General features: G+C 69.9%; 25 protein-coding genes and 2 pseudogenes. 22 read left to right on the forward strand and 5 right to left on the reverse strand.

The features are described 5' to 3' along the window. The first annotated feature begins 152 nt into the window (after positions 1-152). From hppD to hutH, 6 genes are all read left to right on the forward strand, one after another. A complete protein-coding gene (gene hppD, locus AB0B28_RS08865) occupies positions 153-1,328 on the forward strand; it encodes a 4-hydroxyphenylpyruvate dioxygenase (RefSeq protein WP_360118751.1) in 1,176 nt (391 codons plus the stop codon). An 11-nt stretch (positions 1,329-1,339) separates the two neighbouring features. After that, positions 1,340-2,977 carry a urocanate hydratase gene (gene hutU / locus AB0B28_RS08870; protein WP_360118753.1) on the forward strand — a complete coding sequence of 546 codons (1,638 nt, stop codon included), beginning with the start codon at positions 1,340-1,342 and terminating at the stop codon, positions 2,975-2,977. Between the two features lie 111 nt (positions 2,978-3,088). After that, entirely contained in the window at positions 3,089-4,312 is a 1,224-nt protein-coding gene (locus tag AB0B28_RS08875; RefSeq protein ID WP_360118755.1) for an allantoate amidohydrolase, read from the forward strand. Next, positions 4,306-5,601, forward strand: a complete 1,296-nt coding sequence (locus tag AB0B28_RS08880; RefSeq protein ID WP_360118757.1) for a formimidoylglutamate deiminase — start codon at positions 4,306-4,308, stop codon at positions 5,599-5,601. The genes AB0B28_RS08875 and AB0B28_RS08880 overlap by 7 nt, the downstream gene beginning before the upstream one ends. Next, positions 5,598-6,737, forward strand: a complete 1,140-nt coding sequence (hutI, locus tag AB0B28_RS08885) for an imidazolonepropionase (protein ID WP_360118759.1) — start codon at positions 5,598-5,600, stop codon at positions 6,735-6,737. The genes AB0B28_RS08880 and hutI overlap by 4 nt, the downstream gene beginning before the upstream one ends. Positions 6,738-6,746: 9 nt before the next feature. Then, entirely contained in the window at positions 6,747-8,285 is a 1,539-nt protein-coding gene (gene hutH / locus AB0B28_RS08890; RefSeq protein ID WP_360118761.1) for a histidine ammonia-lyase, read from the forward strand. A gap of 272 nt (positions 8,286-8,557) precedes the next feature. On the opposite strand, the gene AB0B28_RS08895 is transcribed toward hutH, so the two are convergent. Continuing rightward, complete coding sequence (locus tag AB0B28_RS08895; RefSeq protein ID WP_360118804.1) at positions 8,558-9,244, reverse strand: IclR family transcriptional regulator; 687 nt, start codon at positions 9,242-9,244, stop codon at positions 8,558-8,560. Between the two features lie 67 nt (positions 9,245-9,311). On the opposite strand from AB0B28_RS08895, the gene leuC reads away from it, so the two are divergent. The 3 genes and pseudogenes from leuC to AB0B28_RS08910 form a co-directional block, all read left to right on the forward strand. Further along, positions 9,312-10,739, forward strand: a complete 1,428-nt coding sequence (leuC, locus tag AB0B28_RS08900) for a 3-isopropylmalate dehydratase large subunit (RefSeq protein WP_360118763.1) — start codon at positions 9,312-9,314, stop codon at positions 10,737-10,739. Positions 10,740-10,752: 13 nt separating this feature from the next. Next, positions 10,753-11,349, forward strand: a complete 597-nt coding sequence (leuD, locus tag AB0B28_RS08905) for a 3-isopropylmalate dehydratase small subunit (RefSeq protein WP_360118765.1) — start codon at positions 10,753-10,755, stop codon at positions 11,347-11,349. Positions 11,350-11,656: 307 nt separating this feature from the next. Further along, positions 11,657-12,196, forward strand: a pseudogene (locus AB0B28_RS08910) (HU family DNA-binding protein); the annotation flags it as partial. Between the two features lie 131 nt (positions 12,197-12,327). Here the strand turns inward: AB0B28_RS08910 and AB0B28_RS08915 are convergent. From AB0B28_RS08915 to AB0B28_RS08930, 4 genes are all read right to left on the reverse strand, one after another. Continuing rightward, positions 12,328-13,608 (reverse strand): D-arabinono-1,4-lactone oxidase, encoded by a 1,281-nt coding sequence (locus AB0B28_RS08915; RefSeq protein ID WP_360118767.1) that lies wholly within the window; start codon positions 13,606-13,608, stop codon positions 12,328-12,330. Positions 13,609-13,693: 85 nt separating this feature from the next. Beyond that, the gene (locus AB0B28_RS08920; protein WP_360118769.1) at positions 13,694-14,584 is read right to left on the reverse strand and encodes an NUDIX hydrolase; all 891 of its coding nucleotides are present in this window, start codon (positions 14,582-14,584) and stop codon (positions 13,694-13,696) included. A 118-nt stretch (positions 14,585-14,702) separates the two neighbouring features. Further along, positions 14,703-14,912, reverse strand: a complete 210-nt coding sequence (locus tag AB0B28_RS08925; RefSeq protein WP_360118771.1) for a cold-shock protein — start codon at positions 14,910-14,912, stop codon at positions 14,703-14,705. Positions 14,913-14,959: 47 nt separating this feature from the next. Next, positions 14,960-15,175, reverse strand: coding sequence for a hypothetical protein (locus tag AB0B28_RS08930; RefSeq protein ID WP_360118773.1), 216 nt, complete (start codon positions 15,173-15,175; stop codon positions 14,960-14,962). Positions 15,176-15,518: 343 nt separating this feature from the next. Here AB0B28_RS08930 and AB0B28_RS08935 point away from each other — a divergent pair, with 343 nt between their 5' ends. From AB0B28_RS08935 to AB0B28_RS08995, 13 genes and pseudogenes are all read left to right on the forward strand, one after another. Next, positions 15,519-16,337 carry a lysophospholipid acyltransferase family protein gene (locus AB0B28_RS08935; protein ID WP_360118775.1) on the forward strand — a complete coding sequence of 273 codons (819 nt, stop codon included), beginning with the start codon at positions 15,519-15,521 and terminating at the stop codon, positions 16,335-16,337. An 11-nt stretch (positions 16,338-16,348) separates the two neighbouring features. Further along, complete coding sequence (locus AB0B28_RS08940; RefSeq protein WP_360118806.1) at positions 16,349-17,350, forward strand: NAD(P)H-dependent glycerol-3-phosphate dehydrogenase; 1,002 nt, start codon at positions 16,349-16,351, stop codon at positions 17,348-17,350. Continuing rightward, positions 17,347-18,408: a D-alanine--D-alanine ligase family protein gene (locus tag AB0B28_RS08945; RefSeq protein ID WP_360118777.1), complete on the forward strand. Its 1,062-nt coding sequence runs from the start codon at positions 17,347-17,349 to the stop codon at positions 18,406-18,408. The genes AB0B28_RS08940 and AB0B28_RS08945 overlap by 4 nt, the downstream gene beginning before the upstream one ends. Before the next feature lie 172 nt (positions 18,409-18,580). Beyond that, positions 18,581-19,225: a 30S ribosomal protein S4 gene (rpsD, locus tag AB0B28_RS08950; RefSeq protein ID WP_360118778.1), complete on the forward strand. Its 645-nt coding sequence runs from the start codon at positions 18,581-18,583 to the stop codon at positions 19,223-19,225. Between the two features lie 325 nt (positions 19,226-19,550). Then, positions 19,551-19,772 (forward strand): translation initiation factor IF-1, encoded by a 222-nt coding sequence (gene infA, locus AB0B28_RS08955; protein ID WP_026929479.1) that lies wholly within the window; start codon positions 19,551-19,553, stop codon positions 19,770-19,772. A 27-nt stretch (positions 19,773-19,799) separates the two neighbouring features. After that, on the forward strand, positions 19,800-19,916 hold the full coding sequence (gene rpmJ, locus AB0B28_RS08960; protein WP_081913453.1) for a 50S ribosomal protein L36: 117 nt from the start codon (positions 19,800-19,802) through the stop codon (positions 19,914-19,916). 164 nt (positions 19,917-20,080) lie between these two features. Continuing rightward, positions 20,081-20,455: a 30S ribosomal protein S13 gene (gene rpsM / locus AB0B28_RS08965; RefSeq protein WP_360118780.1), complete on the forward strand. Its 375-nt coding sequence runs from the start codon at positions 20,081-20,083 to the stop codon at positions 20,453-20,455. Between the two features lie 11 nt (positions 20,456-20,466). Continuing rightward, on the forward strand, positions 20,467-20,865 hold the full coding sequence (gene rpsK / locus AB0B28_RS08970; RefSeq protein WP_030157547.1) for a 30S ribosomal protein S11: 399 nt from the start codon (positions 20,467-20,469) through the stop codon (positions 20,863-20,865). Positions 20,866-20,952: 87 nt separating this feature from the next. Then, positions 20,953-21,999, forward strand: coding sequence for a DNA-directed RNA polymerase subunit alpha (locus tag AB0B28_RS08975; RefSeq protein WP_360118781.1), 1,047 nt, complete (start codon positions 20,953-20,955; stop codon positions 21,997-21,999). A 64-nt stretch (positions 22,000-22,063) separates the two neighbouring features. Then, positions 22,064-22,411, forward strand: a pseudogene (gene rplQ, locus AB0B28_RS08980) (50S ribosomal protein L17); the annotation flags it as partial. A gap of 127 nt (positions 22,412-22,538) precedes the next feature. Next, positions 22,539-23,354, forward strand: a complete 816-nt coding sequence (truA, locus tag AB0B28_RS08985) for a tRNA pseudouridine(38-40) synthase TruA (RefSeq protein WP_360118784.1) — start codon at positions 22,539-22,541, stop codon at positions 23,352-23,354. Positions 23,355-23,517: 163 nt separating this feature from the next. Continuing rightward, on the forward strand, positions 23,518-24,957 hold the full coding sequence (locus tag AB0B28_RS08990) for a von Willebrand factor type A domain-containing protein (RefSeq protein ID WP_360118786.1): 1,440 nt from the start codon (positions 23,518-23,520) through the stop codon (positions 24,955-24,957). 191 nt (positions 24,958-25,148) lie between these two features. Next, the coding region (locus tag AB0B28_RS08995; RefSeq protein WP_360118788.1) for a hypothetical protein at positions 25,149-25,379 on the forward strand (231 nt) is incomplete at its 3' end.

Below are 25,379 nucleotides of genomic sequence, written 5' to 3' on the forward strand. Positions count from 1 at the left end.
CTAATCCGCGATTCGTTGGCATATTCGCGCAAGTTGCGCAGCATTCCGAGGTCTGCTTGCCCAGTGCCGGAATCTGAACAATGATCAAGCCCACAGTCCGTGGCACGGCGAGACCCGCCGGCCGCGCCGGTCCGCGACCCGAGGAGGCCGTCATGGTCGACACCACCAGCCGCAACGACACCCCCGAGACCGACCCGAGTCTCGTGGGCGAGGTGGAGCACGACATCCGCCAGGACGCCTTCCCGATCAAGGGCTGGGACCACGTGCGCTACTACGTGGGCAACGCCCGCCAGGCCGCCCACTACTACTCGACCGCGTTCGGCATGACCCTCTTCGCCTACCGCGGCCCCGAGCAGGGCTTCCGCGAGCACGCCGAGTACGCGCTCAAGTCCGGCGGCGTCACGTTCGTCCTCGCCGGCGGCGTCACCGCCGAGTCCGAGGCCTCCGAGCACTACGCCCGCCACGGCGACGGCGTCATCGAGGTCGCCCTCGAAGTGCCCGATGTGGACGCGAACTACAAGCACGCGATTGCCCAGGGCGCCATCGCGATCGAGGAGCCGCACGACCTCACCGACGAGCACGGCACGATCCGCCGCGCCGTCATCGGCACCTACGGCGAGACCCGGAACGTGCTCATCGACCGCTCGAAGTACACCGGCCCGTTCCTGCCCGGGTTCGTCAAAGCCGAGCCCATGGTCACCCCGCCCGAGAAGCGCTTCTTCCAGGCGATCGACCACATCGTCGGCAACGTCGAGCTCGGCAAGATGCGCGAGTGGGTCGGCTACTACGAGCGCGTCATGGGCTTCACCAACATCGTCGAGTTCGTCGAGGACGCCATCGCCACCGAGTACTCCGCGCTCATGAGCAAGGTCGTGGCCAACGGCAACCGCAAGATCAAGTTCCCGATCAACGAGCCCGCCGAAGGCAAGAAGAAGTCCCAGATCGACGAGTACCTGGAGTTCTACGGCGGCCCCGGCGTCCAGCACATCGCGCTGGCCACCAACGACATCCTCGCCGCGGTCGACGCGATGCGCGAGAGGGGCATCGAGTTCCTGGAGGCCCCGGACGCCTACTACGAGGACCCCGAGATGCGCGCACGCATCGGCACCGTCCGCGTCCCGATCGAGGAGCTCCAGAAGCGGCGAGTCCTGGTGGACCGTGACGAGGACGGCTATATGCTCCAGATCTTCACCAAGCCGCAGCAGGACCGCCCCACGATGTTCTACGAGATCATCGAGCGGCACGGCTCGCTGAGCTTCGGCAAGGGCAACTTCAAGGCCCTGTTCGAGGCCTTGGAGAAGGAGCAGGAGAAGCGCGGAAACCTGTGACGGGGAGCCACATGCACGCACCACACGGCGCCGATCTCCACTGCCGCAACTGGCAGACGGAGGCGGCCTACCGGATGCTCCAGAACAACCTCGACCCCGCGGTCGCCGAGCGGCCAGAGGACCTGGTCGTCTACGGCGGCACCGGAAAGGCCGCCCGCAGCCGGGACGACCTCAAGGCGATCCTGCGGACCCTCCTGACGCTCGAAGCGGACGAGACGCTGCTCGTCCAATCAGGACGGGCCGTCGGGGTCATGCGCACCCACGAGTGGGCCCCGCGCGTGCTCATCGCCAACTCGAACCTGGTGCCCGACTGGGCCACCTGGCCCGAGTTCCGCCGCCTCGAATCGCTGGGTCTGACCATGTACGGCCAGATGACGGCCGGGTCGTGGATCTACATCGGTACACAAGGGATCCTCCAGGGCACCTACGAGACCTTCGCGGCCGTGGCCGCCAAGCGCTTCGGAGGCACCCTGAAGGGCACGCTCACGCTCACCGCAGGGTGCGGCGGCATGGGCGGCGCGCAGCCGCTCGCGGTCACCATGAACGACGGCGTGTGCCTGCTCGTCGAGGTCGACCCCGAACGGCTCGAACGGCGCGTGCAGACCCGCTATCTCGACACCGTCGCAGCGGACCTGGACGACGCGGTCGCCCAGGCCCTCGCGGCCAAGCGCGCAGGGGTGGCGAAGTCGATCGGCCTGGTGGGCAACGCGGCCGAGGTCCTCCCCGAGCTCCTCGCCCGCGGCGTCGAGGTCGACATCGTGACCGATCAGACCTCGGCGCACGACCCGCTGTCCTATGTGCCCGCCGGAGTGTCCTATGCGGACGCCGCCGAGCTGGCCAAGGCCGACCCCGAGGCGTTCACCGATCGGGCCCGCGAGTCGATGGCCCGCCACGTGGAGGCCATGGTCGGCTTCCTCGACGCGGGGGCCGAGGTCTTCGACTACGGCAACTCGATCCGCGGCGAGGCCCTCGAAGGCGGTTTCAAGCGCGCCTTCGCCTTCCCCGGCTTCGTGCCCGCCTACATCCGGCCCCTGTTCTGCGAAGGCAAGGGCCCCTTCAGGTGGGCCGCGCTCTCGGGCGACCCGGCCGACATCGCCGCGACCGACAAGGCGGTGCTCGACCTGTTCCCCGAGAACCGGTCCCTGAACCGCTGGATCGAGCTCGCCCGCGACCGCGTCGCGTTCCAGGGCCTCCCGGCCCGGATCTGCTGGCTCGGCCACGGCGAGAGGGACGCCGCCGGGGTGCGCTTCAACGAGCTGGTGGCCGACGGGACCCTGAAGGCCCCGCTCGCCATCGGACGCGACCACCTCGACTGCGGCTCGGTCGCCAGCCCGTACCGCGAAACCGAGTCCATGAAGGACGGTTCGGACGCGATCGCGGACTGGCCCCTGCTCAACGCCCTCGTCAACACCGCGTCGGGCGCGAGCTGGGTCTCGATCCACCACGGCGGCGGGGTCGGCATCGGCCGGTCCATCCACGCCGGGCAGGTCACCGTCGCCGACGGCACCGCCCTGGCCGCGCAGAAACTCGAACGGGTCCTCTCCAACGACCCCGCTATGGGCGTCATCCGGCACGTGGACGCCGGATACGAGGAGGCCGAACGCGTCGCCGAAGACCACGGCGTCCGGATCCCGAACCGCGAATCCTGACCGCCGCCGCGGGCCCGCTCCATGCGGGCCCGCGGCGGGCGTTCACCGCGATTCCCGGACCGGCACCGGGACCGCCTGGGACACTTCGAAGACACCGAGAACGGGGAACGCATGGACACCGCAGAGTTCCGACGCCTCTGGGACGAGCTCGCCCCCATCGGGCGCCGGCCCGGAGGCGGCTACCTCCGGTATTCGTGGACCCCGGCCGACCTCGCCTGCCGCGACTGGTTCCGCGCCCAAGCCGAGTCCCGCGCCCTGCGCTACGAGACCGACCGCAACGGCAACCTCTACGCCTGGTGGGACCCCGAACCAGAACCCGGGGAGGCCGCCGAGTCGGGAGCGATCCTGACCGGCAGCCACTTCGACTCGGTCCCGCACGGCGGCGCGTACGACGGTCCACTGGGGATCGTCTCGGCGTTCCTGGCCGTGGACGAGCTCCGCGCCGCCGGAGCCGAACCCAAGCGCCCCATCGCCATCGCAGCCTTCACCGAAGAAGAGGGCGGACGCTTCGGCGTCCCCTGCCTCGGATCGCGCCTCATGGCCGGAGTCGTCACCCCCGAACGCGCCCGATCGCTCACCGACCCCGACGGGACGACCCTCGCCGAGGCCATGCGCGCGGCCGGAGCCGACCCGTCCACACTCGGACCCGACCCCGAACGCCTCGCCTCCGTCCACGCGTTCGTGGAACTGCACATCGAGCAGGGCCGCGCCCTCGACGGCGGCGACGCACCGGTCGGCGTCGCCAGCGCGATTTGGCCCCACGGCCGCTGGCGGCTCACCTTCACCGGCGCGGCCGACCACGCCGGGACCACCCGCCTGCCCGACCGCCGCGACCCGATGCTCGCCTTCGCGTTCGCCGTCCTCGCGGCCCGCAAGGAGGCCCGCCTCGCCGGGGGCCTGGCCACGATCGGCCGTGTCGAGGCCGAACCCAACGCCACCAACGCGATCGCCGCGAAGGTCACCGCGTGGCTCGACGCCCGCGCCCCCGACGAGGCGGTCCTGAACGAGATCCTGTCCGGTTTCGAGTCCAAAGTGTCCGAACGAGCCGAACGCGACGGCACCGGCTTCACCATCGAGCCGGAGTCCGAGACCCCGGTGGTCGACTTCGACGCCGACCTGCGCGACCGGATCGCCGAACTGCTCGGTGGCGCCCCGATCCTCCCGACCGGGGCCGGGCACGACGCCGGAGTCCTCGCCTCCCATGTGCCGACCGCGATGCTGTTCGTGCGCAACCCGACCGGCGTCTCCCACGCCCCCGGCGAAGGCGCGAGCGACGAGGACTGCGCCGCGGGTGTAGCAGCGCTGGCGGCCGTACTGCGGGACCTCGCGTGCTGACCTACTGGGCCGAGCACGCCTGGCTTCCGGGCGGCCCGGCCGCGGGCGTGGCGATCGAGGTCGCCGACGGCCGGATCGTCTCGGTCACCCCCGATGCCCTGCCGCGCGGCGAGATCCTGCACGGGATCACGATGCCCGGCTTCGCGAACGCCCACTCGCACGCGTTCCACCGGGCCCTGCGCGGGCGCACCCACGAGGGCCGCGGCACCTTCTGGACGTGGCGCGACAACATGTACCTCCTGGCCGAGCGCCTCGACCCCGACTCCTATCACCGCCTCGCCCGCGGGGTCTACGCCGAGATGGCCCTGGCCGGGATCACGTGCGTGGGGGAGTTCCACTACCTCCACCACGCCCCGGGCGGGCGCCCCTATGCGGACCCGAACGCGATGGGGGAGGCCCTGATGCAGGCCGCCGCCGACGCGGGGATCCGGATCACCCTCCTCGACACCCTTTACCTCGCAGGCGGATTCGGGGTCCCGCTCGAAGGCCCGCAGCTGCGCTTCGGCGACGGCGACCTCGAAGGCTGGCTGTCGCGTGTGGAGCGTCTGGACGCGCCCGCCCACGCGCGCATCGGCGGCGCGGTCCACTCGGTGCGCGCCGTCCCCGACGAGGCGATCGCGGCCTTCTCGTGCTCGACCGAGGGCCGCCCGGTCCACGTGCACCTCTCCGAGCAGCGCGCCGAGAACGAGGCCTGCCGCGCCGAATACGGTTGCAGCCCCACCGAACTGCTCGAACGCTCCGGCTTCATCGGCCCCGACCTGACGGCCGTCCACGCCACGCACCTCTCGGAGCGTGACATCGAACTCCTCGGCGCGGCCGGGGCCACCGCCGGGTTCTGCCCCACGACCGAACGCGACCTCGCCGACGGGATCGGCCCGGCCCGCGATCTGGCCGACGCCGGGGCCCGCCTCTCCCTCGGCACCGACTCGAACGCCATCGTGGACATGTTCGAGGAGGCGCGCGGCCTGGAGATGCACGAGAGGCTCATCAGCGAAGAGCGCGGCCGCTTCACTCCTGCCGCGCTCATGGACGCCCTGACCCGCCACGACAGCCTCGGCTGGCCCGACGCCGGAACGATCGCTCCAGGCATGCGAGCCGACCTGGTGACCGCCTCCCTCGGTACGCCCCGTACCGCCGGAATCGCACCGTCCGGCATCGTCTACGCCGCGACCGCGAGCGATTTGACCGACGTCATCGTGGACGGCCGCCACATCGTCCAACATGGACGCCACCGTTACATCGACGCGGGCGCCGAGCTGCGCGCCGCGATTGAGGAGCTGCGGGCATGAGTCTGCTCATCGACCGCATCGGCGAGCTGTTCACCGCCGAGGACCGCGTGCTCAATGACGCGGCCGTGGTGTGCGAAGGCGACCGCATCGCCTGGATCGGCCCCAGCGCCGGGGCCCCGGCCGCCGACGAGCGGCTGGACGCGGGCGGGCGCGCCGTGATCCCCGGTTTCGTCGACAGCCACGCCCACCTGGTCTTCGCGGGCGACCGCTCCGCCGAGTTCGCCGCCCGCATGGCCGGGGAACCCTACACCGGCGGCGGCATCCGCACCACCGTCGCCGCCACGCGCGACGCCGACGACGAGGCCTTGCGCGCCAACGTCGCCCGCCTCACCGAGGAGATGCGCCGCCAGGGCACGACCACAGTGGAGATCAAGTCCGGCTACGGCCTCACCGTGGCCGACGAGGCCCGCTCCCTGCGCATCGCCGCCGAGTTCACGCCCGAGACCACCTATCTCGGCGCGCACACCGTCCCCGCGGGCGCCGACCCCGACGAGTACACCGCCCTCGCCTGCGGCCCGATGCTCGACGCGTGCGCCCCGCACGCCAAGTGGGCCGACGTGTTCTGCGAGCGGGGCGCCTTCGACGGCGACCAGGCCCGCGCCGTGCTCACCGCGAGCGCCGCGGCCGGGCTCGAACTGCGCGTCCACGCCAACCAGCTCACCGAGGGCCCCGGCGTGCGCCTCGCGGTCGAACTCGACGCCGCCTCGGCCGACCACTGCACGCACCTGTCGGACGCCGACGTGGACGCCCTCGCCTCAGGCTCCACTGTGGCCACGCTCCTGCCGGGGGCCGAGTTCTCGACCCGCTCCCCGTATCCGGACGCGCGGCGCCTCATCGACGCCGGGGTCACGGTCGCGCTCGCCACCGACTGCAATCCCGGTTCGTCCTTCACCAGCAGCATGGCCTTCTGCATCGCGCTCGCGGTGCGGGAGATGGGCATGACGCCCGCCGAGGCGCTGACCGCCGCCACCGCCGGAGGCGCGGCCGCGCTGCGCCGCACCGACGTCGGCCGCGTCGCGGTCGGGGCGCGGGCCGACCTCGCGCTGCTGCGCGCCCCCTCGTACGTCCATCTGGCCTACCGGCCGGGGACGCCGTTGATCGAGGCCGTCGTACACGGCGGCAATCAGGTGCACTGAGGAGATCCCATGTCGACTGTCCACATCAAACCGATTCCGGTCACTCCGGACGAGGTCCTCGCGGTGGCGCGTTCACGCGCCCGGGTCGCGATCGCGCCCGAGGCCCGCGAGGCAATGGCGAGGAGCCGCGAGGTCGTGGACGCGATCGAGCGCGAGGGTCGCCCGGTCTACGGCGTCTCGACCGGGTTCGGGGCCCTGGCCAACACGTTCGTGGAGCCCGAGCGCCGCGCCGAGCTCCAGCACGCGTTGATCCGCTCGCACGCGGCCGGGGTCGGCGACCCGATGCCGGTCGAAGTGGTGCGCGCGATGATGCTCCTGCGTCTGCGCTCGCTCGCCTTGGGGCGCTCGGGGGTCCGGCCCGAGGTCGCCGACGCGCTCGCGGCGCTGCTCAACGCCGACGTCACCCCTTGGGTCCCGCGGCACGGTTCGCTCGGCGCCTCAGGGGACCTCGCGCCGCTCGCGCACTGCGCGATGGTGCTGCTGGGCGAAGGCTGGGTGCGGGCCGAGGACGGCTCGCGCGTCGAGGCCGGGCCGGTGCTCGAAGCCGCGGGCCTGGCCCCGATCACGTTGTCCTCCAAGGAGGGCTTGGCGCTCATCAACGGCACCGACGGGATGCTCGGGATGCTGCTGCTCGCGGTGGCCGACCTGCGGCACCTGCTGACGATGGCCGACGTGTGCGCCGCACTGTCCAATGAGGCCATGCTCGGTTCGGACCGCCCGTTCCAGCCCGAGCTCCACGAGATCCGCCCGCAGCCGGGCCAGGCCGACAGCGCCGCGAACATCCACCTGCTGCTCCAGGACTCCGAGGTCATGGATTCCCATCGCAACGACCTCGCGCACGCGGTGCAGGACGCCTACTCGATGCGCTGCGCCCCGCAGGTCGCCGGAGCGGCCCGCGATGTGCTCGGCTACGCCGAGACCGTGGCCGCCCGCGAACTGCTCTCGGTGGTGGACAACCCGGTGGTGCTGCTCGACGGCCGCGTGGAGTCGACCGGCAACTTCCACGGCGCGCCGCTGGCCTACGCCGCGGACTTCCTCGGGATCGCCGCGGCCGACGTGGGCTCGATCTCCGAGCGCCGCGTGGACCGCCTGCTGGACGTGACCCGCTCGAGGGGCCTGCCCGCGTTCCTCAGCCCCGACCCGGGCGTCAACTCCGGGCTCATGATCGCCCAGTACACGGCCGCGGGGATCGTGGCCGAGAACCGCCGCCTGGCCGCGCCCGCCTCGGTGGACTCGGTGCCCACCTCGGGCATGCAGGAGGACCACGTCTCGATGGGTTGGGCCGCCGGCTGCAAGCTGCGCACGATCCTCGACAACCTCGGCGCCCTCTTGGCGGTCGAACTCCTCGCGAGCGTCCAGGGCCTCCAGCTGCGCCAGCCGCTCATCCCGTCCCCGGCCGCCCGCGCCGCGATCGCCGCGGTGGCCCCGATAGCGGGCAAGCCCGGCCCCGACCAGTTCCTCGCCCCCGTCATCGAACAGGTCAAGCACCTCGTGGAGGGCCCGACCCTCCGCACCGAGATCGAAGCGGCCGTAGGCGCACTCAACTGACCGCAGACAACGGCCCCGCTCCGCACACGGAGCGGGGCCGCGGCGTTTCCAGACAAAGAAGGCGGCCCGGCAACGCTGCCGGGCCGAAACGGACTTGGGGATATGCGGCTAGGGGGTGCCCGGCGAATCCAGCCGGCCGCTATCCGGCCCGTTCGCCCGCTCGCTGCGTTGTCGGGGCCTCCAGATACAACACCGGTATCCGGAGGCCCCTCCGCCTTGCGAGCGAACGAACGGACTCGGATATCGCCTCGCCCGGATTCGCCGGGCACCCCCTAGAGTCCGGAGAGCTTCTGCCCGGCGCGGATGACCGCCATGCCGAGGCGGTCGCCAGGGCGCCTTCCCAGGCGCTCTATGGGACCTGAGACCGAGATGGCCGCCACGACGCGGCCGGTCTTGTCGCGCACCGGGGCCGACACGCTGACGACGCCGGGTTCGCGTTCGGCCACCGACTGCGCGAAGCCGCGGCGGCGGACCTCGGCGAGGGTCTTGGACGAGAAGCGGCACTTGGGGAGCAGGGGCAGGATGCCTTCGGGGGGCTCCCACGCGAGGAGCACCTGAGCGCCCGAACCGGCCGTCATCGGCAGGGCGGCGCCTACGGGTACGGTGTCGCGCAGCCCGGAGGCGCGTTCGGCGGCCGAGACGCACACGCGCTCGTCGGCTCGCCTGCGGTACAGCTGGGTGGACTCACCCGTCTGGTCCCGCAGTAGGTTCAGGACCGGCTCGGCGGCGCTCAGGAGCACGTCGGCCGTCGACCCGGCGAGCTCGCCGAGTTTCGGGCCGGGCCTCCAGCGCCCTTCGTGGTCGCGTTGCAGCATCTCGTGGGCTTCGAGTGCCTGCGCGAGGCGGTGGGCCGTGGCCCTGGGCAATCCCGTCTCGTGCACGAGCTCAGCCAGGCTGGCGCCGTTGGTGCACGCAGTGAGGATGAGCACCGCCTTGTCGAGGACGCCCACTCCGCTGATAGTATTCGTTCTCACGAGCTGAACATTACCTCCCATTATTCGAGAAGTCCAACGACTGGGAACAGAGATGTCACGTACACCACAAGAAACCGAGGGGACGCGGCCGCGCACCCTCGCCGAGAAGGTCTGGGACGCCCACGTGGTCCGCACCGGCGGGAACCAGCCGGACCTGCTCTACATCGACCTGCACCTCCTCCATGAGGTGACCAGCCCGCAGGCCTTCGACGGGCTGCGGCAGGCCGGGCGCAAGGTCCGCCGGACCGATCTGACGATCGCGACCGAGGACCACAACACGCCCACTGACAACCTCTTCACCATCGCCGACCCGACCAGCCGCAAGCAGATCGAGACGCTCCGCGCCAACTGCGAGGAGTTCGGGGTCCGCATCCACTCGCTCGGCGACGCCGAGCAGGGCGTGGTCCACGTCGTGGGACCGCAGCTGGGACTCACCCAGCCGGGCATGACGGTCGTCTGCGGCGACTCGCACACCTCCACCCACGGCGCGTTCGGGTCCATCGCGTTCGGCATCGGCACCAGCGAGGTCGAGCACGTGCTCGCCACCCAGACCCTGCCGCAGGCCAAGCCGAAGTACATGGCCGTCACCGTCAACGGCTCGCTGCCCGAAGGCGTCTCGGCCAAGGACCTGATCCTCAAGATCATCTCCATCACCGGCACCGGCGGCGGCAAGGGCCACATCGTCGAGTACCGCGGCCAGGCCATCGAGGAGCTCTCGATGGAGGGCCGGATGACGGTCTGCAACATGTCGATCGAGTGGGGCGCCAAGGCCGGCCTCATCGCGCCCGACGAGAAGACCTTCGCCTACGTCGAAGGCCGCGCCCACGCCCCCAAGGGCGAGGACTGGGACGCCGCCGTCGAGTACTGGAAGGGCCTGACCACCGACGAGGACGCCGTCTTCGACAAGGAGATCGTGATCGACGCGGCCTCCCTGAGCCCGTTCGTCACCTGGGGCACCAACCCCGGCCAGGGCATCGAGCTCTCCGGCGACGTGCCCGACCCGGCCTCGTTCGAGGACCCGATCGAGCGCACCACCGCCGCGAGCGCCCTGGAGTACATGGGCCTGGAGGCCGGCACCCCGATGCGCGAGGTCCCCGTGGACGTGGTCTTCCTCGGCTCGTGCACCAACGGCCGCATCGAGGACCTGCGCACCGCCGCCGAGGTCATCAAGGGCCGCAAGGTCGCCGATTCGGTCAACATGATGGTCGTGCCCGGCTCGGCCAAGGTCCGCGAACAGGCCATCGCCGAAGGCCTCGACAAGGTCTTCACCGAAGCGGGCGCCGACTGGCGCTTCGCGGGCTGCTCGATGTGCCTGGGCATGAACCCCGACCAGCTCACGCCCGGCCAGAGGGCCGCCTCGACCTCGAACCGCAACTTCGAGGGCCGCCAAGGCAAGGGCGGGCGCACGCACCTCGTGTCCCCGGCCGTCGCCGCCGCCACCGCCGTCTCCGGTCACCTGGCCGGCCCGGCCGACCTGTAAGCGAGGAGCGGACATGGACAAGTTCACGACCCACACCGGGACCGTCGCCCCGCTGCGTCGCTCCAACGTCGACACCGACCAGATCATCCCCGCCGTGTACCTCAAGCGCGTCACCAAGACCGGCTTCGAGGACGGCCTGTTCGCCGAGTGGCGCGAGGACGAGAAGTTCCTGCTGAACCAGGACGAGTACGCGAGCGCCACGATCCTGGTCGCCGGCACCGAGTTCGGCACCGGCTCCTCGCGGGAGCACGCCGTCTGGGCCCTGAAGGACTACGGCTTCAAGGCCGTCATCGCGCCCCGCTTCGGCGACATCTTCCGCGGCAACTCCCTCAAGAACGGTCTGTTGACTGTGGAGCTGCCCGAGGAGGCCGTCGAGGAGCTGTGGCGCCTGGCCGAGGTCAGCCCCGACGCGGAGGCCACCGTCGACCTCGTCGCGTGCGAAGTCCGTGCGGGCGACCGCACCTGGGGCTTCGAGTTCGACGAGTTCCTGCGCTGGCGCATGATGGAGGGCCTCGACGACGTGGCGCTGACGCTGCGCGACGAGGAGCGGATCGCCGCGTTCGAATCGAACCGGGACGCTTGGCGGCCTAGGACACTCCCCGCGGCCTGACCCGAAAGGGCCGCGCACCGCCCGCGAGCTTCGCTTATGCCGCTTGCGGGAGTGGTGAACCGGCCTCTGCGACAACTCGATCCCGTTCGACCGCACGTACGGAGCCGGTGGCGATGCCACCGGCTCCAGGCGTGTTCGGGTCCCTCCCAACGGGGTTGCGACGGTCGATTTCGGGCGGCCGAATAAAAATTCCATGCGACACAACGGGTCTATTTTCGCGGAAACAGTTGCCTTCGCCTTCGAAACGTCATAACGTGCGCTTAACAAGCTGGTATGGCTCCAGAACCCAATCGGGAGGGTAGGACTCGTGAACAAGGCAGAGTTCGTCGATCGGATCGCCGCACGCACTGGCGATCGCACCGCCGCGAAAGAAGTCGTCGATGTGGCGATCGACGAGATACAGCGCGCCGTCGTCAAAGGGGAGAAAGTCTCCTTCGCCGGTTTCGGTGTCTTCGAGAAGCGGCAGCGGGCCGCTCGGATGGCGCGCAACCCGCGCACCGGTGAGGCCGTGAAGGTCAAGAAGACCGTGGTCCCCGCATTCCGCCCGGGAACGGGCTTCAAGGAACTGGTCACCGGCAAGCGCAAGGCGGCCAAGTCCGCTCCCGCCTCCAAGAAGACCGCTCCGGCGAAGAAGACCGCCAAGAAGTCCACGGCGAAGAAGACCGCCGCCAAGAAGACCACGCGCGCCGCTTCCACGGCGAGCCGCTCCACGGCCACGAGCCGTGTGGCCGCCAAGAAGACCGCGGCGAAGAAGACCACCGCCAAGAAGGCGTCCACGGCCAAGAAGGCCGTGCGCAAGACCGCCGCCAAGCCCGCGGCCAAGAAGACCGCGGCGAAGAAGACCGCGAAGCGCGGACGCAGCTTATGCCGCGGCCCCGAACCGGTTCGGGGCACGGTGTGGCACCCGTCCGGCACGCACGGGGAAGAGGGCATTCAGGAACCGCCTGAATGCCCTCATCGCTTTCCTCAGTACGCCCGCTATCGGGCCGGCGAGCCGAACAGCGCCGACGAGAAGTCGTTCGCGAACTTCCCCTCTGGATCGACGCGTTCGCGCAGTTTCGCGAAGTCCCCCATTCGCGGATAACGCGAACCGATTTCACTGTTTCGCATTGCGAACAACTTGCCCCAATGGGGCCGCGGAGAATACGGTTCCAGCACTTCCTCAAGCGCCCGCATCACCGGCAGCACCGCGTCGTAATCGCTCACCCAAGTGAAATGCAGCCCCACCGTTTCGCGCCCGTACGCCGGGGACAACCACAGCTCGTCGGCCGCCATCGTGCGCAGTTCGCAGATCTGCGTCACCGGACCCAGCAGCGCCGAGATCGAACCCGCCGCCGCGATCGCCCCCGCCGCGTCGGCCCGGTCCACCAGGTACTCCGACTGGAGCTCGTCGCCCGAACTGGGCGTGAACTCGGCCCTGAAGTGCGGCAGGCGCTCATGCCACGGGCCCGTCTGCCCCTGCTGCGCCGTGCACGCCGCCGGGTCCACACCCGGCACCGGATGCCTGGGTCCGTCGGCCAGCGGCGCGCCGTACCAGTTCGCCTTCGGGAACGGATGCGACTGGTCGGCGGTGCGCTGCTTGACCCAGTACTGGAAGACCGGATCGGGCCCCCAGGGCGTGAACAGGCTCGTGCTGTAGGCGGACTCGACGAGCTCGTCGAAGTGCTCCAGCACCGCCTCGAAACCCAGATCGTCGTACACGTACTGGCGCACTTCGAAGCCCGGCACCAGTTCCAGCGTCACCGCGTGCACCACGCCCAGGTCCCCGAGATGGACCACCGAACCGGGGAAGTCCGCGTCGCCCCTCGCGACCGTGCGCAGTTCCCCGTCCGGGCCGATGAACTCGATCGCGGCCACCGCGGTGGCCAGGTTCCCGTTGCCCAGGCCCGAGCCGTGCGTGCCCGTCGCGATCGAACCGGCCACCGAGATGTGCGGCAGCGACGCCAGGTTGTGCAGCGCGAAACCCGACCGCGCCACCGCCGCGCTCAAGGCCGCGTACGTGATCCACCCCGACGCCCGCACCGTCCCGGTGAGCGCGTTGATCTGGACCTCGGGCTCGATCCCGGTGAGCGAGAGCATGACCCCGTCCGAGGCCGCGATCGTGTTGAAGGAGTGGCCCGAGCCGAGCACGCGCACGCGCGGCGCATCGGCCACGGCGGCGCGCGCCTCGTCGAGCGTCGCGGGCCGCTCGAACCGGCTGGGGGAGAAGCGGATGTTCCCCGCCCAGTTGTGGGGCCCGCTGGGGGCAAGGTCGGCCACGCCTACCTCCTAGTCAGCGCACGACGGCGCTCGAATCCAATGGCGGACGCAAGACTAGCGCGGCAAACGCCGGTAAAGGCCCCTGTCAGAGCCGCTCGACGCCTACCAGGCGCCGACCTGAGCAGGAGAGCACCCAGGCCTCTCCGGGCCTGGTGGACACGTCAGGGACCTCCACGCCGTCCTCGTCGGCCAGGATCGCGAGCGTGTCGCAGATGACTTCGGGCTCGGCGCAGACGATCACGGCCCCGCCGCCGCCCGCGAGTTCGCGCAGCCGCTCGGCCGAGCGCAGCGGGTTGCGTTCGTGGGCTTCGGTGTCGAACGCCGAGTCCCCTTGGAGCGCGCACCGCACCCCTTGCGCGATCGGCTCGACGGTCTGCACGCTGGAGCGCCCGGTCGCGCTGTAGGCCCGGTCGGGCTGGTACAGCGACGCCAACGCCGCCAAGCGCACCGCCTGGTCCTGCCCGCGCGCGCTCAACGGCCGCGTCACCTCGGGCCCGCCCCAGTGCGTCTCGCTCTCGGCCGGAGCCACCAACAGCACGTTCGCGGTCACCGCGGGGAGCGCCGCGAACGCGCGCAGCACCTCCTGGTCGCGCGGGCGCGTCAGCCCTTCGCGCGCCTCAGCGAGGGTGATCCAGCGCCGTTCCCCGATCTCCTCGTCGGCGATGAACGCCGCGTCGGGCTTCTCGGTGCGCATCGACCAGTAGTCGACCCACTTGTGCACGTCCCCTTCGGGGTTGGGGAGCACATATTCGGCGCGGCACAGCCACGTCTGCGGGATGACCGGGATCCCGGTCTCCTCCTCGACCTCGCGGCAGGCGGCGGTCAGCGGGTGCTCGCCGGGGTCGAGCTTGCCCTTGGGCAGCGACCAGTTCCCGACCATCGGCCGCCACACGGCGACCACCTCGACGAGGCCGCGCTCGCCGTTGCGCCACAACAGGCCGCCGGCGGCGGCCACGTGCCTTCGTGTCCCGCTCACGCCTAACACGGTACTGGGACTCACCCAATCGCGGGAACCGCGCCACTCGCCCGGAGGACGCCGAACCCGCACGGCGAGCGGCGATTCGGTGCGAAACGGCGCGAATCCACACCGGATTTCAACCCATTGTCGGAATGCGGACGGCGACCACCGCGCCGCCCTCGTCGGTCTCCAGCGCGACCCGCTGCCCCACGCGCAGGAACCTGAGCCCGGAGACGGCGAAGGCCGCCGCGTCGAACTCGACGCGGCGGCCGCTGCTTTCGGAAGGACTGTCGAGGACCACTTCGCCTGAAGCGTCCTCGTTGAAGATCGAGACGGTGCCCTGCATGGGTTCAGCTTGGCCCAGATGGGGGCAGAGCGCCAGGGGGATGGGCCCTATCGCCGGATCTCGGGGCGCTTGCCGCCGCCGACCGCCTTGTACCCCTTGTAGCCGAGGAACACCAGGCCGCCGATCACGGCCGCGACGAGGGCGAACTTGATCAGGAACCCGAGGGCGCCGATGACCATGCCGATGACGCTCGCGACGAGCCAGATCGCCACGATCGCGCCGCCGAACAGGGCCGCGAGCCAGCCGAAGAGACGCCAGTTCATGTCACTCACTCCGAGTCGAGTCGAAATTCGTGCCGACCCGCGCGGCCGGCAAGCTAGATGTCATTTTGACTCTATGATGACATCATAACCGATCGGGCGCAACCCCCGCGTCCCGCCGATCCCGATGCGCCGCCGCAGAACCGCGCGCCCCGTACCTGCGACTTCACCGAGCGTGCGGTCGCGCCCTCGCGCCGAGTCGAACCCCACGCTTTGCTTCCCGTCTCGGCCCCTGGACGACGCGGGCGTTAGAGTGCAGTGCACCTACGATCCCGGCAGTGCATCCTACGAACCCGACGGCACAGGCCGAGCCGACCCGCGGCCCGCCGAGAAAGAGAGCCACCAGGTGAACGACCCTAGGCCTGCGGCGCAGTACACCTTCCGCCGCCCGGGCGGCGACCCCCTCAGCGCGTTCATCCAGGTCTGCGGCAACCTCGTCAAGGGCGCCATGGTCACCCTGTCGAAGCGCTCCTGGTCGGGCATGGAGCACATCCCCCTCACCGGCCCGGTGATCCTGGTGTGGAACCACTACTCCGACATCGACCCGCTCGTGATCGCCCACTACGTGTGGAACTCCGGCCGCCACCCCCGGTTCCTGCTCAAGGACTCGATCCTGCGCATCCCCGTGGCCGGGCCGCTCGTGGCCCGCACCGGGCAGATCCCGGTCAAGCGCGGCAGCGCCGAGGCCGCAGACGCCCTGCGCCTGCTCGCCGACGAGCTGCGCGCCGGACACGCCGTGATCCTGGCCCCCGAAGGCACCGTGACCAAGGAGCCCGACCACTGGCCCATGCGCGGCAAGACCGGCGTGGCCCGCATCGCCTTGGAGACCGGCGCGCCCGTCGTCCCGATCGTCCAATGGGGAGCCTTGGGCATCCACGACCGCGGCCGCAAGCCGAAGTTCAAGCTCGGACGCAAGCCCGTCACCGTCAAGGCCCTCCCCGCGGTCGACCTCGACCAGTGGCGCACAGTGCCAACTGATGGCTCAGCAAGTGTCGCCAAACCCGAGATCACGCGCGAGTCCCTCGCGGCCGTCACCGACCGCATCATGGAGTCCCTGCGCGAGGGGCTCGCCGAAGTGCGCGGCGAGCCCGCGCCGCCCCTGTTCGACCCGCGGAAGCAGCGCACCGAAGAGCAGCACAGCGAAGAAAGCGAGCCGACCGAGTGAGAGCAGCCGTCATGGGCGCGGGGTCGTGGGGAACCGTGTTCGCCAAGATCCTCGCCGACGCCGGGACGCCCGTCACCATCTGGGCCCGAAGGCAGTCCGTGGCCGACGCGGTGAACGCCGGGCACCGCAACCCGGACTACTTCCCCGACATCGACCTCCCCGCGCTCGTCAGCGCCACCACCGACCCGGCCGAGGCCCTGGCCGGCGCCGACCTGGTGGTCCTGTCGGTCCCCAGCCAGACCCTCCGTGGCAACCTCGCGGCCTGGAAGGACCACGTCGAGCCGCACGCGACCCTCTTGAGCCTCATGAAGGGCATCGAGCTGGGCACCACGCTGCGCATGACCGAGGTCATCGCCGAAGTGGCCGAGGCGGCCGAGTCGCGCATCGCGGTCCTGTCGGGCCCCAACCTGGCCCGCGAGATCGCCGAGCAGCAGCCCACGGCCTCGGTCGTCGCGTGCATCGACCACGGCCGGGCCGTGGACGTCCAGAAGGCCGTCACCACGTCGTACTTCCGCCCGTACACCAACACCGACGTGGTCGGGTGCGAGCTCGGCGGCGCGGTCAAGAACGTCATCGCCCTGGCCTACGGCATGGCCGCCGGGATGGGCATGGGCGACAACACCAAGGCCACGATCATCACCCGCGGCCTGGCCGAGACCACCCGATTGGGCATGCGCCTGGGCGCCGACCCCTCGACGTTCGCCGGGCTCGCCGGGCTCGGCGACCTGGTCGCCACCTGCTCCTCTCCCTTGTCGCGCAACCACACCTTCGGCGAGCAGCTGGGGCTGGGGGCCACCCTCGAAGAGGCCGCCCGCGTCACCAAGCAGACCGCCGAGGGCGTCAAGAGCTGCCGCTCGATCACCGACCTCGCGCGCAAGGTGGGCGTGGAGATGCCCATCTGCGACGCCGTCGAGCGGGTCTGCCACGAAGGGCTCGACCCCCGGGCCGCGGTCGCCCTGCTCATGGGGCGCGAGACGAAACCAGAAACCGACAGTTTGAGGTCCGACACATGACAAAACCGACCGTCGCCGTGTTCTTCGGCGGACGCAGCGTGGAACAGCCCGTGTCCGCCGCCTCCGGTTCCGGCGTCGCGGGGGCGCTTCGCGACCGCGGCTTCGAGGTGACCTCGATCGGCATCACCCGCAGCGGCGAGTGGGTCGAGCTGCCCACCGACGCGGCGTTCGCGATCGAGAACCCGGACGCGCTGCCCGAGATCACCGCCGAGGCCGGCAAGTCCGTGGCGGTCGACCTCGGTCCCGGCTCGGCCCCGATCGCCGACGTCCTCTTCCCGGTCCTGCACGGGCCCTACGGCGAGGACGGCACGATCCAGGGCCTGTTCGAGATGGCCGGCGCGGCCTACGTCGGCTCGGGCGTGCTCTCCAGCTCGCTGTGCATGGACAAGGAGTTCTCCAAGCGGCTCCTGGCCGCCGAGGGCGTGCCCCAGGGCGACTTCGCGGTCCTCAAGCCCGGCGAGGAGCTCGACGCGCAGGGCGTGATCGACAAGCTCGGCCTGCCGATCTTCGTCAAGCCCGCCCGCGCCGGCTCGAGCTTGGGCATCAGCCGCGCCAAGTCCGCCGCCGAGCTGGCCGAGGCCGTGGCGAAGGCCCGCGAGGTCGACGACAAGGTCGTCTTCGAGGCCGCGTTCATGAACGCCCGCGAGATCGAGATGGGCGTCCTGGAGACCCCTGAGGGCGACCTCGAAGTGACCTTCCCGCTCGAAGTGCTCGCCAAGGGCGAGGACGGCTGGTTCGACTTCGACGCGAAGTACCTGGACAACCCCGAGCCGTTCAACCTGCGCCCGGACTACCCCGAGGGCGTGGCCGAGGCCGCGCAGGCCCTCGCCCGCCAGGTGTTCCGGCTCCTGGACTGCCGCGACCTGGCCCGCGTGGACTGCTTCCTCGGCGAGGACGGCGTGGTCTACCTCAACGAGGTCAACACCATGCCGGGCATGACCCCGATGAGCGGGGTCCCGCAGGCCTTCGCCGCCGCCGGCATCTCGTACGGCGACCTGGTGGAGCGCCTGGTCACTCTCGCGGCGGCCCGAGTGGATGGCGCGAAGAAGGCCGCGTAACCTGGTGTGGTTCCGAATCTTCTCTCGAGAAGACTCGGCGCGGGATGCCTCCCTCGGGAGGATCCCACTCCGCATCACCGTGTGCGCGCCAGGCCCCGCAACCTCGCGGGTGCATCCCTGAGCGCGCTACACTCACGCGTTTCTGCACGTCAGAGGCGCACTGTGCCCCGTAATGTCGTTCGGGGCTACGCATGAATTACTGGAGAGATCATTGCAAGCTAAGGCGAAAGTCAAGCTTTCCCGATCCCTCGGCATCGCTCTGACGCCGAAGGCCGCCAAGTACATGGAGCGCCGTCCCTACCCTCCGGGGCAGCACGGCCGCGGCCGCAAGAAGGAATCGGACTACAAGAACCAGCTCGTCGAGAAGCAGCGTCTGCGCGCTCAGTACAACATCTCTGAGCGTCAGCTGCGCAACGCCTACGCCGAGGCCGTCCGCCGCACCGGTAAGACCGGTGAGAACCTGGTGAGCCTGCTCGAATCCCGCCTGGACGCCTTCGTGCTCCGCGCCGGGTTCGCCCGCACCATCTACCAGGCCCGGCAGTTCGTGAACCACGGTCACTTCACCGTGAACGGCCGCAAGGTCGACATCGCGTCCTACCGCCTCAAGGCCGGCGACTTCGTCCAGGTCCGCAAGAAGTCCCGCGACATGACCCCGTTCCAGCTCGCCGCCGCCGGCGCCTGGGCGGGCGAAGTGACCCCGGCCTACATCGAGGCGCACCTCGAAGGCCTCATCGCGCGCTTCCTGTCGGTGCCCGAGCGCAAGCAGATCCCCGTGATCTGCGACGAGCAGCTCGTCGTCGAGTACTACTCGAAGTAGCTGCACCGGCGAGTACTGCTCGCAGCACGCCTTTGCGACCCGGGCGTCGCCGCCTCGCGGCGGCGTCCGGTCCCGCTTCGGTTCCAGTGCCCTCCGTCACGGTCAACCCCCTGGTAGGCGGTATCGGGACGCGAGTAGACTCGCTCAGTGGCGCAGTGCGTCCCGTTTTCGGGGCGCCGGGTGCCCGGCCCGCCTCCCAAGGCGCGGCCACGCTCGCCCAGCGCCGATCCTTCGCCGGTCCGAATCCTCGGATCGGTGTGCCAGTGGCTCCGACCCGCTCACGGGTGCGGGGCTTCCAGACCGAGTTGTCACGGTAGCGGAGGACATGCCGAAAAAAGACGGTGCCATCGAGATTGAAGGCAAGGTCGTCGAGTCCCTCCCGAACGCCATGTTCCGGGTGGAGCTCACCAACGGCCACAAAGTACTCGCACACATCAGCGGCAAGATGCGCCAGAACTACATCCGGATCCTCCCCGAGGACCGCGTGGTTGTGGAACTCTCGCCGTACGACCTGTCGCGCGGACGGATTGTCTACCGTTACCGCTGACCTGACGACTACACGTAAGTAGGACTCGTGAAAGTCAAGCCGAGCGTCAAAGTGATCTGCAAGAACTGCCGCGTGATCCGCAGGCACGGACGAGTGATGGTTATCTGCTCGTCCGACCCGCGTCACAAGCAGCGTCAGGGCTAGCACTTCACACGCTGACTGAAAGGCCCCAACAGGGGAAACCGCCGCCAGTGCTCACGCACAACCCTCGGCTCGGAGGCCGAGGCTCGCATCGCCCATCAGGGCAGGGATCAGACCCGGCGAGAAGGCAGCGGTCAGACCTCCGACAACGCTAGGAGACTGCCTGCATGGCACGCCTGGTCGGAGTCGACCTCCCGCGCGACAAGCGCCTGGAGATCGCACTCACCTACATTTTCGGCATCGGCCGCACGCGCTCGCTCGAGACGATCGCGGCGACCGGCCTCGACCGCGACAAGCGCGTCAAGGACCTCACCGACGAAGAGCTGGTCTCTCTCCGCAACTACATCGAAGAGAACTACCAGGTCGAAGGTGACCTGCGCCGCGAGGTGCAGGCGGACATTCGCCGCAAGATCGAGATCAACTGCTACCAGGGCCTGCGCCACCGTTACGGCCTTCCGGTCCACGGTCAGCGGACCAAGACCAACGCCCGTACTCGCAAGGGTCCGAAGAAGACCGTCGCGGGCAAGAAGAAGGCACGTTAGGAGCGCAACTGATGCCACCGAAGACTCGCGGCGGTTCCAAGAACCCGCGCGCAAAGAAGAAGAACGTGCCCCACGGGCACGCCCACATCAAGAGCACCTTCAACAACACCATCGTGTCGATCACCGACCCGACCGGTGCTGTGATCGCCTGGGCCTCCTCGGGCCAGGTCGGCTTCAAGGGCTCGCGCAAGTCGACCCCGTACGCCGCGCAGATGGCCGCCGAGTCGGCCGCGCGTCGCGCGATGGACAACGGCGTGCGCAAGGTCGACGTCTACGTCAAGGGCCCCGGCTCCGGCCGCGAGACCGCGATCCGCTCGCTTCAGGCCGTCGGCCTCGAAGTCGGCTCGATCAACGACGTGACGCCGCAGCCCCACAACGGCTGCCGTCCCCCCAAGCGCCGCCGCGTCTAAGTAGCGGCGCCTGAGGCGGAGCCTCACCCGAATCCAGAAGTTTACGGCGTCAAATAGCGGGCGCCCCGAACAAAGGAAACACGCACAGTGCTCATCACTCAGCGGCCCACGCTCTCCGAGCAGCAGATCAGCCCGACCCGCTCCAAGTTCACGATCGAACCCCTGGAGCCCGGTTTCGGCTACACCCTTGGCAACTCGCTGCGGCGCACCTTGCTGTCGTCCATCCCGGGCGCGGCGGTCACGTCGATCAAGATCGACGGCGTCCTGCACGAGTTCTCCACCATCCCCGGCGTGAAGGAAGACGTCGTCGAGCTGGTGCTGAACGTCAAGCAGATCTGCGTCTCCTCGGAGAACGACGAGCCGGCGACCATGTACCTGCGCAAGGAAGGCCCCGGCGACGTGCTCGCCGGCGACATCCAGCCGCCCGCTGGCGTGCAGGTCCACAACCCCGAGCTCAAGCTGGCGACCCTGAACTCCAAGGGCCGCCTCGACATGGAGTTCGTGGTCGAGCGGGGCCGGGGCTACGTGTCCTCGCCCGCCAACAAGGCCGACACGAACGAGATCGGCCGCATCCCGGTCGACTCGATCTACTCGCCGGTCCTGAAGGTCGCCTACTCGGTCGACGCCACCCGCGTCGAGCAGCGCACCGACTTCGACAAGCTCACCGTCGACGTCGAGTCCAAGCCGTCCACGACGCCGCGCACCGCGCTCGCGTCGGCCGGTTCCACCCTGGTGGAGCTGTTCGGCCTGTACCGCGAGCTCGACACCGAGGCCGAGGGCATCGACGTCGGGCCCAGCCCGGCCGACCAGCAGCTGGCCGCCGATCTGGCCCTGCCGATCGAGGACCTGGACATGACCGTCCGGTCCTACAACTGCCTCAAGCGCGAGGGCGTCAACACCGTTGGCGAACTCATCAACCGCACCGAGGCCGACCTGCTCGACATAAGGAACTTCGGGCAGAAGTCGATCGACGAGGTCAAGATGAAGCTCGCCGGCATGGGCCTGAGCCTGAAGGACTCGCCCGGCACCTTCGACCCGAGCGAGGCCGCCGTGGCCTACGGCGGGTCGCCGGTCGCCGAGTCCGACGAGTACGAGGACGACGGGGAAGACCTCCGCGAGACCGAGCAGCTCTAGCTGCGTGAATACGGCGGTCGGTTCCGTCAGACGGCCGGCCGTGTCAAACCAAGAGGAGTAAGAAATGCCTAAGCCCACCAAGGGCCCGCGTCTGGGCGGTTCCCCGGCGCACGAGAAGCTCATGCTCTCGGGCCTGGCGGCCTCCCTGTTCGAGCACGGCAGCATCACCACGACGCTGACCAAGGCCCGCCGCCTGCGTCCCTACGCTGAAAAGCTGATCACGCACGGCAAGAAGGGCACGCTGCACCACCGCCGCCTGGCGCTGGCCAAGCTGCGCAACAAGGACGCCACGCACGACCTGTTCGAGCAGGTCGCCCCTCGCTTCGCGAACCGCGCGGGCGGGTACACCCGGATCATCAAGGCCGGGAACCGCAAGGGCGACAACGCGCCGATGGCGATCATCGAACTCGTCGACTAAGACGGCAATGGAACCGCGCGCAGGGCTTCGGCCTTGCGCGCGGTTTCGCCTTCCCGCCCCGCGTGCCGTATAGGATATATCCTATAGGATTCGCCGGGGTCGACATGGAGCGGAGGAACGCGTGGAGGACGCGACGAGACTGCGGCTCGGGGTCGCCTACGACGGGGCCGAGTTCAACGGCTGGGCGCTGCAACCGGGGCTGCGCACGGTGGCCTCGGAGGTCATCCGCGCGCTCGAACTGCTGTTTCGCGAGATCAGCGACTTCACCGTCGCCGGGCGAACCGACGCGGGCGTCCACGCCTCGGGCCAGGTCGTCCACGTCGACGTGCCGACCGCGAAGTGGGAGAAGCACAAGGACCGCCTGCTGTGGCGGCTGCGCGGGATCCTCCCGCCCGATGTGCGGGTGACCTCGGCCGAAGCGGTCGACCCGGCCTTCAACGCGCGCTTCGCCGCCCAGTGGCGGCGGTACCGCTACCGGGTGGCCGACGCGACCTGGGGCGTGCACCCGCTGCGGCGGCTCGACACGCTCGCGTGGCCCCGCCCGCTCGACGTCGAGCGGATGCACGCGGCCTGCCAGGCCCTGCTCGGCGAGCACGACTTCGTGGGCCTGTGCAAGCAGCGCGAGGGCGCGACCACGATCCGCGAACTCCAGCAGTACGACTGGGCCCGTGACGAGGACGGGATCGCCGTGGCCACGGTCCGCGCCGACGCGTTCTGCCACTCGATGGTCCGCAGCCTGGTGGGCGCGGCCCTGGCGGTGGGCGACGGCCGCCGCGACGAGGCCTGGCTCGCCGCGACCCTCACGCTGGGGGAGCGGGCCAACGACGTGCACGTGGTCGGCCCCCACGGACTCACCCTCATGGAGGTGTCCTATTCGGACGACCCGGAGGACTGGCGCAGCCGCATCGACCTCACCCGGCGCGTGCGCACCCGCTGATGCCTGGGAGTGACCGTTTCGTGACTTGATGACGGGACGGTCTCGGCCCAGCGCCGTTTCCTCACCGCGGCATCACGATTGCGACACGAGCGGAACCAGGCCGCGAAAAAGGCAGTCTCATGGAGGTCATCCCCGCTACCGCCAAGTGAGAAGGGACCCCTCCATGAAACGCCTCTGGACCGCCACGATACCCGCCGCGGTGCTGCTCCTCCCGCTCGCCGCCTGCACCGCGAGCGACGGGAACGGCGGCACCGCCGACATGGCCGCACCCGAAGCCGCGCAAGAAGAGTACGGGATCAACGACGCAACCGATCCGAACGAGGATCCACAGTCGACGTTCGCCCTCGACGTCGACACCGCCTCCTACGACTACGCCCGCAGCGCCCTCCAGGACGGCTACCTCCCACCCGAGGACCAGATCCGGCCCGAGGAGTTCGTCAACTACTTCGACCAGGGCTACGCCGAACCCGAGGGCAACGGCTTCGCGATCACCGTGGACGGCGCCGAGCTGCCCGACTGGTACGAGGACGACGCCACCCACCTCATGCGCGTGGGCCTCCAGACCCGAACCGCCCCTGACGAAGAGCGCCGCGATGTGAACCTCACGTTCGTCATCGACGTCTCCGGTTCGATGGACGGCGACCGCATCGCGATCGTGCGCGACGCCCTCCACACCCTCGTCGACAACCTCCGCCCGGGCGACTCGGTCGCGATCGTCACCTACGAGACCGATTCCGAAGTGCTGCAAGGCATGACCGAGGTCGAGGACGGCGAAGAGCTCCACGACGCGATCGACGAGCTCGAGGCCCGGGGCTCCACCAACATGGAGGCCGGGCTCGAGGACGGCTACGAACTCGCCGGGGAGGCCTTCGAGTCCGACAAGGACAACCGGGTGATCCTCCTGTCGGACGGCGAGGCCAACGTGGGCCTCACCGAGCACGACGACATGCTGGAGAAGCTCGGCCCCGACATCGCCGATGGCATCACCCTCCTCACGGTCGGGGTGGGCGACTCCTACAACCAGCAGCTGTTGGAGCAGCTCGCCGACAACGGCGACGGCTGGGCGGTGTTCTTCTCGACCGCGTCGGGCGCCGAGCGCGTCTTCTCCGAGCGCCTGACCTCGACGCTCGGCCTCACCGCCCGCGACGCGAAGATCCAGGTCACGTTCGACCCCGAGACCGTGGCCGACTACCGGCTCATCGGGTTCGAGAACCGCGCCATCGAGGACGAGGACTTCGAGAACGACGACGAGGACGGCGGCGAAGTCGGCCCCGGCCACTCGGTCACCGCCCTCTACGCGCTCACCCTCACCGGTGAAGGCGGCGACCTCGCCGGAGTCGAAGTCCGCTGGCAGGACCCCGACACCCGCGAACCCGACACGGCCACAGCCGAACTCACCGCCGAATCCTTCGGCGAGAGTGCCCTCCCCAGCCTCGACGTCGACCTGGTGGCGGCGGCCTTCGCCGAAGCCCTCCGGGGCGGCGCGAACTTCGACTGCGAACAGATCCTCCCCGCCGCCAACGCCCTCGCCGAGGCGAGCGACGACCCCGACGTGAAGGAACTGGCCGAACTCATCGCCCTGGCCGTAGACCTGGGCGCTTAGGAGACCGGATCGAGGGCCCGCCGCAAAGCGCCGGGCCCTCGATTTGCCGGTGCTCGCTTCGTGGCGATGTCGTACCTTCGCGCGATCATTGCAGTCGGGGGCTGTCGAGTTCCGACACGCCCGGGCGCGGGGGTCGCATCCTGCGGTCGGGCGTGTCGCCACGGAGTCGCCCCCGGTTTCAACGATCGCGCATGGGTACGACATCGTTGGGGCGGTGGCGTATCACGCGGTCGGGCGTGTCGCGGTGCAAGCGCCCCCGAATCAATGATCGCGCGAGCCACCGACATACTCTCGCCGCCGCCCGCCGCCCGCCGCCCGCCGCCCGCTCGAACCACGCTCCGCATCATGCGCCGCAGGAGTTCATCGACAAGTACAGGGGCGTCTTCGACGACGGCTACGATGCCTATCGCGAATGGGTGCTC

The sequence above is a fragment of the Glycomyces sp. NPDC046736 genome, assembly GCF_040645615.1.
GTDB lineage: Bacteria > Actinomycetota > Actinomycetes > Mycobacteriales > Micromonosporaceae > Glycomyces.

Coding starts and splice junctions, on each gene's coding strand:
- leuC (WP_360118763.1), top strand. CDS start 9,312: ATGTCACGTACACCACAAGAAACCGAGGGGACGCGGCCGCGCACCCTC.
- AB0B28_RS08940 (WP_360118806.1), top strand. CDS start 16,349: ATGGGCGCGGGGTCGTGGGGAACCGTGTTCGCCAAGATCCTCGCCGAC.
- hutI (WP_360118759.1), top strand. CDS start 5,598: ATGAGTCTGCTCATCGACCGCATCGGCGAGCTGTTCACCGCCGAGGAC.
- rpsK (WP_030157547.1), top strand. CDS start 20,467: ATGCCACCGAAGACTCGCGGCGGTTCCAAGAACCCGCGCGCAAAGAAG.
- rpsM (WP_360118780.1), top strand. CDS start 20,081: ATGGCACGCCTGGTCGGAGTCGACCTCCCGCGCGACAAGCGCCTGGAG.
- AB0B28_RS08930 (WP_360118773.1), bottom strand. CDS start 15,175: ATGAACTGGCGTCTCTTCGGCTGGCTCGCGGCCCTGTTCGGCGGCGCG.
- rpsD (WP_360118778.1), top strand. CDS start 18,581: ATGTCGTTCGGGGCTACGCATGAATTACTGGAGAGATCATTGCAAGCT.
- hutU (WP_360118753.1), top strand. CDS start 1,340: ATGCACGCACCACACGGCGCCGATCTCCACTGCCGCAACTGGCAGACG.
- leuD (WP_360118765.1), top strand. CDS start 10,753: ATGGACAAGTTCACGACCCACACCGGGACCGTCGCCCCGCTGCGTCGC.
- hppD (WP_360118751.1), top strand. CDS start 153: ATGGTCGACACCACCAGCCGCAACGACACCCCCGAGACCGACCCGAGT.
- AB0B28_RS08875 (WP_360118755.1), top strand. CDS start 3,089: ATGGACACCGCAGAGTTCCGACGCCTCTGGGACGAGCTCGCCCCCATC.
- AB0B28_RS08945 (WP_360118777.1), top strand. CDS start 17,347: ATGACAAAACCGACCGTCGCCGTGTTCTTCGGCGGACGCAGCGTGGAA.
- AB0B28_RS08925 (WP_360118771.1), bottom strand. CDS start 14,912: ATGCAGGGCACCGTCTCGATCTTCAACGAGGACGCTTCAGGCGAAGTG.
- infA (WP_026929479.1), top strand. CDS start 19,551: ATGCCGAAAAAAGACGGTGCCATCGAGATTGAAGGCAAGGTCGTCGAG.
- AB0B28_RS08990 (WP_360118786.1), top strand. CDS start 23,518: ATGAAACGCCTCTGGACCGCCACGATACCCGCCGCGGTGCTGCTCCTC.
- hutH (WP_360118761.1), top strand. CDS start 6,747: ATGTCGACTGTCCACATCAAACCGATTCCGGTCACTCCGGACGAGGTC.